Origin of the sequence: Pseudomonas capeferrum (assembly GCF_000731675.1) — a bacterium.
GTDB lineage: Bacteria > Pseudomonadota > Gammaproteobacteria > Pseudomonadales > Pseudomonadaceae > Aquipseudomonas > Aquipseudomonas capeferrum.
Window position 1 is genome coordinate 44162 of record NZ_JMIT01000004.1, and the last position, 12478, is coordinate 56639.

11 protein-coding genes are annotated in these 12478 nt (G+C 64.0%); 8 read left to right on the forward strand and 3 right to left on the reverse strand.

Translation table 11 applies throughout. The features are described from left to right. The first annotated feature begins 81 nt into the window (after positions 1-81). The 6 genes from PC358_RS22325 (at position 82) to pdeM (ending at position 7565) form a co-directional block, all read left to right on the forward strand. Positions 82-423 (forward strand): hypothetical protein, encoded by a 342-nt coding sequence (locus tag PC358_RS22325; protein ID WP_033702648.1) that lies wholly within the window; start codon positions 82-84, stop codon positions 421-423. 99 nt (positions 424-522) lie between these two features. Then, on the forward strand, positions 523-1539 hold the full coding sequence (locus PC358_RS22330; RefSeq protein ID WP_033702649.1) for a ligase-associated DNA damage response exonuclease: 1017 nt from the start codon (positions 523-525) through the stop codon (positions 1537-1539). Continuing rightward, positions 1536-3194: an ATP-dependent DNA ligase gene (locus tag PC358_RS22335; RefSeq protein ID WP_033702650.1), complete on the forward strand. Its 1659-nt coding sequence runs from the start codon at positions 1536-1538 to the stop codon at positions 3192-3194. The genes PC358_RS22330 and PC358_RS22335 overlap by 4 nt, the downstream gene beginning before the upstream one ends. Before the next feature lie 83 nt (positions 3195-3277). Next, positions 3278-4393, forward strand: coding sequence for a succinylglutamate desuccinylase/aspartoacylase family protein (locus tag PC358_RS22340; RefSeq protein WP_033702651.1), 1116 nt, complete (start codon positions 3278-3280; stop codon positions 4391-4393). Between the two features lie 68 nt (positions 4394-4461). Then, on the forward strand, positions 4462-6915 hold the full coding sequence (locus PC358_RS22345; RefSeq protein WP_033702652.1) for a ligase-associated DNA damage response DEXH box helicase: 2454 nt from the start codon (positions 4462-4464) through the stop codon (positions 6913-6915). After that, positions 6912-7565, forward strand: coding sequence for a ligase-associated DNA damage response endonuclease PdeM (gene pdeM / locus PC358_RS22350; RefSeq protein WP_033702653.1), 654 nt, complete (start codon positions 6912-6914; stop codon positions 7563-7565). The genes PC358_RS22345 and pdeM overlap by 4 nt, the downstream gene beginning before the upstream one ends. A 10-nt stretch (positions 7566-7575) precedes the next feature. Here pdeM and PC358_RS22355 read toward each other — a convergent pair whose 3' ends face one another. Further along, positions 7576-7800 carry a hypothetical protein gene (locus PC358_RS22355; RefSeq protein WP_033702655.1) on the reverse strand — a complete coding sequence of 75 codons (225 nt, stop codon included), beginning with the start codon at positions 7798-7800 and terminating at the stop codon, positions 7576-7578. A gap of 94 nt (positions 7801-7894) precedes the next feature. Beyond that, positions 7895-8461 (reverse strand): dCTP deaminase, encoded by a 567-nt coding sequence (gene dcd, locus PC358_RS22360; protein ID WP_012313046.1) that lies wholly within the window; start codon positions 8459-8461, stop codon positions 7895-7897. A 337-nt stretch (positions 8462-8798) separates the two neighbouring features. Between dcd and PC358_RS22365 the strand changes: the two genes are divergently transcribed. Continuing rightward, positions 8799-9008 carry a cold-shock protein gene (locus PC358_RS22365; protein WP_012273869.1) on the forward strand — a complete coding sequence of 70 codons (210 nt, stop codon included), beginning with the start codon at positions 8799-8801 and terminating at the stop codon, positions 9006-9008. A gap of 132 nt (positions 9009-9140) precedes the next feature. Here PC358_RS22365 and apbC read toward each other — a convergent pair whose 3' ends face one another. After that, a complete protein-coding gene (gene apbC, locus PC358_RS22370) occupies positions 9141-10235 on the reverse strand; it encodes an iron-sulfur cluster carrier protein ApbC (RefSeq protein WP_033702656.1) in 1095 nt (364 codons plus the stop codon). 158 nt (positions 10236-10393) lie between these two features. On the opposite strand from apbC, the gene metG reads away from it, so the two are divergent. Next, positions 10394-12439: a methionine--tRNA ligase gene (gene metG, locus PC358_RS22375; RefSeq protein WP_033702657.1), complete on the forward strand. Its 2046-nt coding sequence runs from the start codon at positions 10394-10396 to the stop codon at positions 12437-12439. Positions 12440-12478 lie beyond the last annotated feature (39 nt).

The following is a 12478-nucleotide window of genomic DNA, read 5'->3' on the forward strand; positions in this document are numbered from 1 at the left end:
AGCGCGTCGGGCTCTTAGCATCCTCGGCACCGCACTGGGTAGTTCCTATCGAGTGCGGCCATTTCTCATAAGGATGCCACCATGACTACTGAAACACTGAACATAGAAATTTCCTGGCCAGAAACGCTTGACGTCCCGGCTGGCGCTACCGTGAACGCCCAAATCTGGGTCGGCACCGAGGCAGCCAGCTACCGGTTGATCTGCGATGAAGATGTCGCTGCCCCGGCCACCACTTCGCCAGCCACCATCGCGTTCACCTACAATACCGAAGACCTGCTGCCCGTAGATGCCGAAACCGTGTGGGACCACTTCCACACCTCCCCCTACCTCATGCACGATGGCAAGCGCCTCAACATTGCGCGCGTTGCAAAAATCAGCATCTCCGAAGCTCAGTTGTCCGGTTGGAAGATAGCGATTTCCTGATGCCCCAGGCAGCCCTGCTCCAGGGCTGCCCGTTCAATTTCGAACTTCCCGATACCTGCCACGCTCTGACTTAGCAAGCCCTTTGCCAGCCGCCGTGCCATGGACCTCGTAATCGCCCGCCCCGAAGGCCTGTACTGCCCGCCCGGTGATTTCTACATCGACCCCTGGCGGCCGGTGGACCGTGCCATCATCACCCATGGCCACGGTGATCACGCGCGTACCGGTAATCGCCACTACCTCACTGCCGCCTCTGGCGAAGGTATCTTGCGCAGTCGCCTGGGCCAGGCTATCGACCTGCAGACCCTGGCCTACGGCGAGCGCATCCGCCACCACGGGGTTACCCTGAGCCTGCACCCGGCCGGTCACGTACTGGGTTCGGCGCAAGTGCGCCTGGAACACCAGGGCCAAGTCTGGGTCGCTTCGGGCGACTACAAAGTCGAACCCGACGGCACCTGCGCAGCCTTCGAGCCCGTGGCGTGCCACACCTTCATCACCGAGTCGACCTTCGGCCTGCCGATCTATCGCTGGCCCAGCCAGGCCGAGGTCTTTGCCGGCATCAATGCCTGGTGGCGGGCCAACCGCGATCAGGGCAAAGCCAGCGTGCTGTTCTGCTACGCCTTCGGCAAGGCGCAGCGCATCCTTCATGGGCTGGACGCGAGTATCGGGCCAATTCTGGTGCACGGTGCGGTCGAGCCGCTGAACCGGGTGTACCGAGAGGCAGGCGTGTACTTGCCAGAAACTCGCTATGCCGGCGATATCCCACGCAACGACCCGTTGCTGCGCCAGGCCTTGGTCCTGGCCCCACCGTCAGCCGGCGGCAGCAGCTGGATGCGCCGCTTCGGCGACTACAGCGATGCCTTCGCCAGCGGCTGGATGCTGTTGCGCGGTACACGCCGCCGACGTGGCGTCGACCGCGGCTTCGTGCTGTCGGACCATGCTGACTGGCCAGGGCTGCTGTGGGCCATCGGCCAGACCGGTGCACAGCGGGTGATGGTCACCCATGGTTCGGTCAACGTGCTGGTGCGCTATCTCAACGAACAGGGCCTGGATGCCCGTGCCTTCGCCACCGAATACGGCGATGAAGACGAGTCGACACCCGCCGGTGCCGAGGCATGAAGGCCTTTGCCGCGCTGTACCTGCGCCTGGACGCGACCACCTCCAGCAACGCCAAGCTCGAAGCGTTGCGCGATTACTTTGCCCAGGCCCCTGCCGACGATGCGGCCTGGGCCGTTTACTTCCTGGCCGGTGGCCGCCCCCGGCAACTGGTGCCCACCCGTGTGCTGCGTGAGCTGGCCACTGCCCTGGCAGCACTGCCCGACTGGCTGTTCGAAGAAAGTTACCAAGCCGTGGGCGACCTTGCCGAGACCATTTCGTTGCTGCTGCCTCAGAACGGCCAGGGCAGCGACGATGGCTTGGCCTACTGGGTCGAGGCTCACCTGCTGCCCCTTCGCGGGTTGCCGGCCGAAGAGGTCCGCCAGCGCCTGCCACCGCTCTGGGCGCAGCTCGACCGGCCCAGCCTGATGCTGTGCCTGAAGCTGATCACCGGCAGCTTTCGCGTTGGTGTGTCCAAGCTGCTGGTCACCCGCGCCCTGGCTCAGCTGGCAGGCCTCGACGCCAAGCGCGTGGCCCAACGCCTGGTCGGCTACACCGACATCGGCCACCGCCCCAGCGCCGCCGATTACCACCGTTTGGTGGCCGCCGAGTCGGCCGATGAGCACAGCCAGCGCGGCGGCCAGCCGTATCCATTCTTCTTGGCGCATGCGTTGCAGGCGCCAACCGAGCAGTTCGATGCGCTGCTCGGGCCACCGAGCGATTGGCAGGTCGAATGGAAATGGGACGGCATCCGCGCCCAGGTGGTCAAGCGTGACGGCCAGCTGTGGGTCTGGTCACGCGGCGAAGAACTGGTCACCGATCGCTTCCCCGAGCTGCACAGCTTGGCGCAAACCTTGCCGGATGGCGTTGTGCTCGATGGCGAGATTCTGGTCTGGAAGCCTGGCGCCACCCGCGGTGCGCTGGCCGTGCAGCCCTTCGCCCTGCTGCAACAGCGCCTGGGCCGCAAGACCTTGGGCAAGAAGCTGTTGGCCGATGCCCCCGTGGTGCTGCAGGCCTACGACCTGCTGGAATGGCAGGGCGAGGATTGGCGCAACCGCGCGCAGCACGCGCGTCGTCGGCAACTGGAGCGCCTGGTGGCAGAATACCCACTGGCGCCGGTGCTGCTCTCGCCGTTACTCGAAGGGCTGAGCTGGGCCGACCTCGCCGAGCAGCGTGAGCAGTCGCGTAGCCTGGGCGTGGAAGGCCTGATGCTCAAGCAGCGTGAGGCCCTGTATGGCGTAGGCCGCACCAAGGACATGGGCACCTGGTGGAAATGGAAGATCGACCCGTTCAGCGTCGATGCCGTATTGATTTACGCCCAACGCGGCCATGGCCGCCGCGCCAGCCTCTACAGCGACTACACGTTTGCCGTGTGGAACGCGCCCCCGGGCAGCCCCGAGCGGGCCTTGGTTCCCTTCGCCAAGGCCTATTCCGGGCTGAGCGATGAAGAGATGCGCAAGGTCGACGCGATCATCCGCAAGACCACCGTTGAAACGTTCGGCCCGGTGCGCAGCGTGACCCCAACCCTGGTCTTTGAACTGGGCTTCGAGGGCATTGCCCTGTCCAGCCGCCACAAAAGCGGCATCGCCGTGCGCTTTCCGCGCATGCTTCGCTGGCGCCTGGACAAACCGGTGGAAGAAGCCGACGACTTGGCCACATTGCAGGCATTGCTGATCTGAAGAGGCACAGAGTGGCAAACTATGCTTCTATCTTTGTGCCGACCCGTGTCGCAGACCGTTTTCGCCACGTAGCCAGGACCCCCATGCACCATTCGACCCACGACCTGCTTGCCCCCGTACCGGGCATCTCACGCCAACTGCACAGCTTCCACTTTGGCCCACGCGGTGGCGGCAAGGTGTACATCCAGGCCTCGCTGCATGCCGACGAACTGCCCGGCATGCTGGTGGCGTGGCACCTCAAGCGGCGGCTGGCCGAGTTGGAGCAGCAGGGCCGTCTGCAACGGGAAATCATCCTGGTGCCGGTGGCTAACCCGGTAGGCCTGGAACAGGTACTGCTGGACGCACCGCTGGGGCGCTTCGAACTGCAAAGCGGCGAGAACTTCAATCGCAATTTCGTCGACTTGTCGGACAGCATCGGTGATCAGATCGAACAGCACCTGACCCAGGACCCGGCCCACAACATTGCCCTGATCCGTGAATACCTGCGCCGCGGGCTGGACGCATACCCCACCCGCACGCCCCTCCAGGCCCAGCGCCTGATCCTGCAGCGCCTGGCCTGTGACGCCGACCTGATACTGGACCTGCACTGCGACTTCGAAGCCGTCGAGCACCTGTACACCACACCCGAAGCCTGGCCACAGATCGAGCCACTGGCCCGTTATTTGGGGGCCCAGGCCAGCTTGCTGGCCACCGACTCCGGCGGGCAATCGTTCGATGAATGTTTCAGCCTGGTCTGGTGGCAGTTGCAGCAACGCTTCGGCAAGCGTTTCCCGATCCCGCTGGGCTGCTGTGCGGTGACCGTCGAGTTGCGTGGGCAGGCGGATGTTAGCCACGAACTGGCCGGCAAGGACTGCCAGGCGATACTCGACTTCCTGACCCATGCCGGCGTCATCGAAGGGGCCCACGCGCCCCTTCCACCGCTGCCCCGCCCGGCCACGCCGTTAGCCGCCGTGGAACCGATATCTGCACCGCTGGGCGGCTTGCTGGTGTACCACGCCCGCCCAGGCCAGCACCTGCAAGCCGACCAGTTGATCGCCGAAGTCATCGACCCGCTCAACGACCGGGTAACCGCCGTGCGCAACAGCCAACCCGGCCTGCTGTACGCCCGCAGCGTGCGGCGCATGGCGACGGCGGGCATGGTCATCGCCCATGTGGCCGGCGAGCACGTGTGCCGCAGCGGCTACCTACTGGGTAACTGATCCGGTAAAACCAATCGGCCGGGCAAGCGGTCAGTAGAAGCACAACCTTCGAAGGATCGCCTGCCCCCATGCCCGCCTCCACCGACCTCGCCAATGCCTGGTTCGCCCAGCGCGGCTGGAAGCCGTTCGCCTTCCAGCGGCGTGTCTGGGCAGCCGTCGAGCGCGGTGAATCCGGGCTGTTGCACGCCAGTACCGGCGCCGGTAAAACCTACGCGGTCTGGCTGGCAGCGCTTCGCGCGTTCGCCACCAGCCCCTCTGGCCGCCAACCGGCCCCCTTGCAGGTGCTTTGGGTCACGCCCATGCGCGCCTTGGCCGCCGATACCGCGCGCGCCTTGCAAGCACCGCTCGATGAACTGGGGCTGAACTGGAGCGTTGGAGTCCGCAGTGGCGATACCCGCAGCGCAGAGCGTGCGCGGCAGGCAAGACGCCTGCCCAGCGTATTGATCACCACACCCGAAAGCCTGACCTTGCTGCTGACCCGGGCGCAGGCCCGCGAGGACTTCGCTGGCCTGCGCCTGGTGGTGGTGGACGAGTGGCATGAGCTGCTCGGCAACAAGCGTGGCGTGCAATTGCAGCTGGCCTTGGCGCGCCTGCGCCACTGGCACCCGCAGTTGCTGACCTGGGGGCTTTCGGCGACCCTCGGCAACCTGCAACACGCGCTTGAAGTGCTGTTGCCTCACGAAGGGTTGCTGGTGCAAGGCCGACAGGACAAACACCTGCAAGTCGACACCCTGCTGCCGCCAGAGATCGAGCGTTTCCCCTGGGCAGGGCACATGGGCCTGAAGATGCTCGACCAGGTCAGCACGCAAATCGACAATAGCGCCAGCAGCCTGGTCTTCACCAATACCCGCGCCCAGGCCGAACTCTGGTACCAGGCATTGCTCGATGCACGCCCAGACTGGGCCGGCCTGATCGCCCTGCACCATGCCTCACTGGCCCGCGATACCCGCGACTGGGTCGAACGCAACCTGAAGCAAGGCACGCTGAAAGCGGTCATCTGCACCTCCAGCCTGGACCTGGGCGTGGACTTCTTGCCTGTGGAGCGGGTGTTGCAGATCGGCTCGGCCAAAGGTATCGCCCGCCTGATGCAGCGTGCCGGGCGCTCCGGGCATGCACCCGGGCGCCCCTCGCGGGTGACCCTGGTGCCCACCCACAGCCTGGAGCTGGTGGAGGCGGCGGCGGCCCGAAAGGCGCTGCTTGCCGGGCAGATCGAGGCCAGAAGTTCGCCACGCCTGTGCATGGATGTACTGGTGCAACACCTGGTCAGCATGGCCCTGGGCAGCGGCTTTCGGCCCGCTCAGTTGCTTGACGAAGTGCGCAGCACCTGGGCCTTTCGCACGTTGCGCGACAGCCAGTGGCAGTGGGCGCTGGACTTCGTCTGCCACGGCGGCAACTCGCTCAGCGCCTACCCGGACTACCAGCGTGTCGAGGCCCAGGCCGACGGCGTCTGGCGGGTTGCCAGCGAGCGCCTGGCACGCCGGCACCGCATGGGCATCGGCACCATCGTCAGCGACGCCAGCCTGCAGCTCAAGTACTGGAGCAAGGGCGGTGGCGGCAAGTCGCTGGGCAGTGTCGAAGAGGCCTTCATCGCCCGCCTGCGTCCGGGTGACAGCCTGGTCTTCGCCGGCCGGGTGCTGGAGTTGGTGCGGGTCGAAAACATGACCGCCTACGTACGTCGCAGCACCTCGCGCAAAGCCGCCGTGGCACGCTGGAATGGCGGGCGCATGCCACTGTCCAGCGAACTGGCCGATGCCCTGGTCGAACAGCTCGATGCCGCCGCCCACCAACATTACGACGGCCCGGAAATGCGCGCCGTACGCCCCCTGCTGGAGCTGCAGGCCCGCTGGTCGGCCCTGCCAACCACCGGCACGCTGCTGGCAGAAACCCTGAAATCACGCCAGGGCTGGCACCTGTTTCTCTATCCGTTCGCCGGGCGCATGGCCAACCTGGGGCTGGCCAACCTGATTGCCTGGCGGGTCAGCCGGGTACAGCCACTGTCTGTGTCCATCGCCGTCAGTGACTATGGCTTTGAACTGCTCAGCCCGAGCGCCGTGGACTGGGCGGCGCACTTGCCCACTGCGCTATCGCCCGAGCAGCTGCTGGAGGACGTATTGGCCAGCCTCAACGCGGGCGAGATGGCGCTGCGGCGCTTTCGCGAGATCGCCCAGATCGCCGGGCTGGTGTTTGGCGGCTACCCGGCAGCGCAAAAGAGCACCCGGCAGATCCAGGCGTCGAGCGGGCTTTTCTACGAGGTGTTTCGCAAGCACGATGCCGACAATCTGCTGCTCGGCCAGGCCCGGGACGAAGTGCTGCGCGAAGAACTGGAGATCGATCGGCTGCAGCGCCAGTTGCTGAAGATGGGCCAACTGCGGCTGGACCTGCATGAGTTGCGCCGCCCCGGCCCATTGGCCTTTGCCTTGCTGGTGGAAGGCATGCGCGAAACCTTGAGCACTGAAAAGCTGGCTGACCGCATTGCGCGAATGGTGGCAGACCTGGAGAACGCAGCGAGTGGCACGCGATGAATGATTACCTGACCATCGAACACTGCGAAGAAACGCTTTGGCTGTTGCCGGACAAAGCCCTGTACTGGCCTGCCCGCCGCGCCCTGCTGGTAGCCGATGTGCATATCGGCAAGGCCGCCAGCTATCGCGCCCTTCATCAACCCGTGCCGCGCGGTACTACCGAAGCCACCTTGGCACGCCTGAATACCCTGCTGGCCAACCATGACTGCCAATTACTGGTCGTGCTCGGCGATTTCCTGCATGCCCGCACCGGCCGCGCACCTGCGACGCTGGCCAGGCTGCAGGCGTGGCGCCAACGGCATGCCGAGCTACGGATCGTGCTGGTGCGTGGCAACCATGATCGCCACGCGGGCGACCCACCGGCTGAACTGGGTATCGAAGTGGTGGAAGAGCCGTGGGTGTTGGCACCTTTTGCCTTGCAGCACGAGCCTCTCGCCCACCCCCAGTACCCGGTGCTGGCGGGGCATGTTCACCCTGTGTTCGTCTTGCAGGGGCGAGCCAGGCAGCGACTGCGCCTGCCTTGCTTTCTGATCGATGACAAAGTCAGCCTGCTACCCGCCTTCGGTGAGTTCACCGGTGGCTGGCGCGTCCACCCCGATAGCACCAGCCGAGTGTTTCTGACCGGCGCTGAACGGGTATGGGCGCTATAGCAGCAGCGGCTTAGGCGACCGGCGCGGGAGGCGGCTCATCGGGCAAGGTCGGTTCACCTGGCTCCATGGGCGTTTCACCGGGTTGCGATGGTTGCGGGGTATCGGGACCTGGCTGGTGAGGCACGCCCCCCGCCTGCATCGGCAGCGGATGCGCCAGCAATGACCACGGCAACAACCCGACCTGATTGGGCTGCAAGCCAGCCAGCTTGGCACTGATTGCGGGATGGAGTTTCATTGGCGGCTCCTGACGGGCGCCGATACGCGTCATGCACATCGGCAGTTACCCGTTGGAGTACCAAACACACGGGGAATTCCCCGCGCTCGTCGGCTCAGGTGCGTGGCAAGGTGACGCCGCGCTGGCCCTGGTACTTGCCGCCGCGGTCCTTGTACGACACCTCGCACTCTTCGTCGGATTCGAGGAAGAGCATCTGCGCCACACCTTCGTTGGCATAAATTTTTGCCGGCAGGGTGGTGGTGTTGGAGAACTCAAGGGTCACGTGGCCTTCCCATTCCGGTTCGAGCGGGGTGACGTTGACGATGATGCCGCAGCGCGCGTAAGTGCTTTTGCCCAGGCAGATGGTCAGCACGTTGCGTGGAATGCGGAAGTACTCCACAGTGCGGGCCAGGGCGAAGGAGTTTGGCGGGATGATGCAGACGTCGCTCTTGACGTCGACGAAGCTGCCGGCGTCGAAGTTTTTCGGGTCGACGGTGGCCGAATTGATGTTGGTGAACACCTTGAATTCGTCGGCGCAGCGCACGTCGTAGCCGTAGCTGGAGACGCCGAAGGAGATGACCCGGCTGTCGTGCTCGCCGCGCACCTGGCGCTCGACGAACGGTTCGATCATGCCGTGTTCCTGCGCCATGCGGCGAATCCACTTGTCCGATTTGATGCTCATGGCGGGTGTCCTGAAGAGTTGCTAGGTGAAAATCGTGAGGCGCATCTTACCGGTCCCGGCGCTCGCTTCAAAGTTCCATCCTGCATTCTGGCTATAATCCCCGCCGGGCGGGGCCTACAGCCGCCGCCGATCTGAATTTCAGTAAAGCGGCTTCTGGCCATTGGCAGGTTGCAGAAAGTGGGGTAAGGTGACGCCACTGTGCTGCACGTGACACCGAGAATCTCTAGTTTGATGCACGATCTGATCGGCCCATCTCTGAATTTTCTGCTCTCTTTGCACTCAGTCCCGGGCAGGGTTTTTCCTGACCGTAATCAACTTTGTCCAAGGAGACAGAAACATGTCCAATCGCCAAAACGGTACCGTTAAGTGGTTCAACGATGAGAAAGGCTACGGCTTCATCACCCCTCAGTCGGGTGACGACCTCTTCGTACACTTCAAAGCCATCCAAGCTGACGGCTTCAAGACCCTGAAAGAAGGCCAGGCTGTTACCTTCGTCGCTACCCGCGGCCAGAAAGGTATGCAGGCTGAAGAAGTTCAGATCGCCTAAGTCGATCTAAGCTTACAAGCTTTCAAAAAACCCGCCTTCTGGCGGGTTTTTTTATGCCTTCTGCAATGGCATGCCCTGTAGAAGCGGCCTTGCCGGGCCGCTCCTGCAGAGACCGCTGCAGCGGCGAGGATATCAATCCTCGCTGATGGTAATGCTCGGCATCGCCGGCGCCGCCGCTTCCTGCAGGACGATGCGCGCGCCCACCTGGCGGGCCAACTCCTGATAGACCATGGCGATCTGGCTTTCCGGCTCGGCAATCGCCGTCGGCTTGCCGCTGTCGGCCTGCTCACGGATCAGCATCGACAGCGGCAGCGAGGCCAGCAGGTCGACGCCGTATTGGGCCGCCAGCTTTTCACCGCCACCTTCGCCGAACAGGTGCTCGGCATGGCCACAGTTCGAACAGATGTGCACGGCCATGTTCTCCACCACACCCAGCACCGGGATGTTGACCTTGCGGAACATTTCCACGCCCTTCTTGGCGTCCAGCAGGGCCAGGTCTTGCGGGGTGGTGACGATCACCGAGCCGGCCACCGGTACTTTCTGCGCCAGGGTCAGCTGAATGTCACCGGTGCCCGGCGGCATGTCGATCACCAGGTAATCGAGGTCATCCCAGGCGGTCTGGGTCACCAGTTGCAGCAGCGCACCGGACACCATCGGGCCACGCCATACCATCGGCGTGTTGTCGTCGGTGAGAAACGCCATGGACATGACTTCCACACCATGCGCCTTGATCGGCACAAACCACTTCTGCTCGCGAATCTGTGGCCGGGTGCCTTCAGCGATGCCGAACATCACGCCCTGGCTTGGGCCATAGATATCCGCGTCGAGAATACCTACCCGGGCGCCTTCACGGGCCAGGGCCAGGGCCAGGTTGGCAGCAGTGGTCGACTTGCCGACGCCACCCTTGCCCGAAGCCACGGCGATGATGTTCTTGACGTTGGCCATGGCCGGTACCTGGGCCTGGGCCTTGTGCGCGGCGACCACGCAGTCGATCGACACCTGGGCACTGGTGACGCCGTCAAGGTTGCCGATTGCTGTCTGCAGTACCTGGGCCCAGCCGTTCTTGAACAACCCTGCGGCATACCCCAGTTGCAACTGCACACTGACCTGACCGCCCTGGATATCGACGGCGCGCACACAGCCGGCGCTGACCGGATCCTGGTTCAGATAGGGGTCGGTGTACTGGCGAAGCACGCCTTCGACGGCGGCACGGGTGACGGCACTCATGGAGACTCCCATTGGCAAACTGAATGTAAAACAGGCGCCTATCCTAACCCGTCAATCGTCAGCAGGTGCGACTGTGGGGTGAAATATCTTCGCCAGCCCTTTATAGTGGCCGATCACCCTCATTTTTACCCCGTAGCCAGATAAGTAGCCGAGCCACCATGTCCGAGCCACGTCAGATTCTCGTCACCAGCGCCTTGCCCTATGCCAATGGATCAATCCATCTTGGCCATATGCTCGAGTACATCCAGACAGACATGTGGGTCCGCTTCCAGAAGCTACGCGGCAACCAGTGCATCTATGTCTGCGCCGACGACGCCCACGGCTCGGCCATCATGCTGCGCGCCGAAAAGGAAGGCATCACGCCCGAACAGCTGATCGCCAACGTCCAGGCCGAGCACAGCGGCGACTTCGCCGATTTCCTGGTGGACTTCGACAACTTCCACTCGACCCACAGCGAAGAGAACCGCGAGCTGTCCGGCCTGATCTACACGCGCCTGCGTGAGGCCGGGCACATTGCCACCCGTTCGGTGACCCAGTATTTCGACCCTGAAAAGGGCATGTTCCTGGCCGACCGCTTCATCAAGGGCACCTGCCCCAAATGCGCGGCCGAAGACCAGTACGGCGACAACTGCGAAAAGTGCGGCGCCACCTACGCCCCCACCGAGCTGAAGAACCCCAAGTCGGCCATCTCCGGTGCCACCCCGGTGCTGCGTGATTCCCAGCACTTCTTCTTCAAGCTGCCCGACTTCCAGGCGATGCTGCAGCAGTGGACCCGCAGCGGCACCTTGCAGGAGGCCGTCGCCAACAAGCTCGCCGAATGGCTGGACTCGGGCCTGCAGGAGTGGGACATCTCCCGCGATGCGCCGTACTTCGGCTTCGAGATCCCGGGCGAGCCGGGCAAATACTTCTACGTCTGGCTGGATGCGCCAATCGGCTACATGGCCAGCTTCAAGAACCTCTGCGCGCGCCGCCCGGAGCTGGACTTCGATGCGTTCTGGAAAGAAGACTCCACTGCCGAGCTGTACCACTTCATCGGCAAGGACATCGTCAACTTCCACGCATTGTTCTGGCCAGCCATGCTCGAAGGCGCGGGTTTCCGCAAGCCAACCGCAGTCAACGTGCACGGCTACCTGACCGTCAACGGCGCCAAGATGTCCAAGTCGCGCGGCACCTTCATCAAGGCGCGCACCTACCTGGACCACCTGCAACCGGAATACCTGCGCTACTACTACGCGGCCAAACTGGGCCGTGGCGTAGATGACCTGGACCTGAACCTGGAAGACTTCGTGCAGAAGGTCAACTCCGACCTGGTCGGCAAGGTGGTCAATATCGCCAGCCGTTGCGCAGGCTTCATTCACAAAGGCAACGAAGGTGTGATGGTGGCCGGCGATGCCGCACCTGAGCTGACCGAGGCCTTCCTGGCCGCCGCACCGTCCATTGCCGAGGCCTACGAGAGCCGCGACTTCGCCCGTGCGATGCGCGAAATCATGGCCCTGGCCGACCGCGCCAACGCCTGGATCGCCGAAAAGGCCCCTTGGTCGCTGGCCAAGCAGGAAGGCAAGCAGGACGAGGTGCAAGCCATCTGCGCTCAGGGCGTAAACCTGTTCCGCCAGTTGGTGATCTTCCTCAAACCGGTACTGCCGTTACTGGCTGCCGACGCCGAGGCCTTCCTCAATGTCGCGCCGCTGACCTGGAACGACCACCAGTCGCGCCTGGAAAACCACCGCCTGAACGCTTTCAAGGCACTGATGAGCCGCATCGAACCGGCCAAGGTCGAAGCCATGGTCGCCGCGAGCAAGGAAGACTTGCTGGCTGCTGCCGGCCAGGCCCAGGCCCCGGCCGGCAATGGCGAGCTGACCAAGGAGCCGCTGTCGGCGGAAATCGAGTTCGACACCTTTGCCGCCGTCGACTTGCGCGTGGCCCTGATCGTCAAGGCCGAGGCCGTCGCAGGTGCCGACAAGTTGCTGCAACTGACACTGGACATCGGTGACGAACGCCGCAACGTGTTCTCCGGTATCAAGTCGGCCTACCCCGACCCCTCCAAGCTGGAAGGCCGCCTGACCATGATGGTAGCCAACCTAAAGCCTCGCAAGATGCGCTTTGGCGTGTCCGAAGGCATGGTCATGGCTGCCGGCCCTGGCGGTGAAGAGATCTACCTGCTCAGCCCCGACAGCGGCGCCAAACCAGGCCAGCGCATCAAGTAAGCCCCCTGCCCCGGCCTCAGTGCCGGGGCAGTTCCATCC

Coding starts and splice junctions, on each gene's coding strand:
- PC358_RS22325 (WP_033702648.1), top strand. CDS start 82: ATGACTACTGAAACACTGAACATAGAAATTTCCTGGCCAGAAACGCTT.
- PC358_RS22330 (WP_033702649.1), top strand. CDS start 523: ATGGACCTCGTAATCGCCCGCCCCGAAGGCCTGTACTGCCCGCCCGGT.
- PC358_RS22335 (WP_033702650.1), top strand. CDS start 1,536: ATGAAGGCCTTTGCCGCGCTGTACCTGCGCCTGGACGCGACCACCTCC.
- PC358_RS22340 (WP_033702651.1), top strand. CDS start 3,278: ATGCACCATTCGACCCACGACCTGCTTGCCCCCGTACCGGGCATCTCA.
- PC358_RS22345 (WP_033702652.1), top strand. CDS start 4,462: ATGCCCGCCTCCACCGACCTCGCCAATGCCTGGTTCGCCCAGCGCGGC.
- pdeM (WP_033702653.1), top strand. CDS start 6,912: ATGAATGATTACCTGACCATCGAACACTGCGAAGAAACGCTTTGGCTG.
- PC358_RS22355 (WP_033702655.1), bottom strand. CDS start 7,800: ATGAAACTCCATCCCGCAATCAGTGCCAAGCTGGCTGGCTTGCAGCCC.
- dcd (WP_012313046.1), bottom strand. CDS start 8,461: ATGAGCATCAAATCGGACAAGTGGATTCGCCGCATGGCGCAGGAACAC.
- PC358_RS22365 (WP_012273869.1), top strand. CDS start 8,799: ATGTCCAATCGCCAAAACGGTACCGTTAAGTGGTTCAACGATGAGAAA.
- apbC (WP_033702656.1), bottom strand. CDS start 10,235: ATGAGTGCCGTCACCCGTGCCGCCGTCGAAGGCGTGCTTCGCCAGTAC.
- metG (WP_033702657.1), top strand. CDS start 10,394: ATGTCCGAGCCACGTCAGATTCTCGTCACCAGCGCCTTGCCCTATGCC.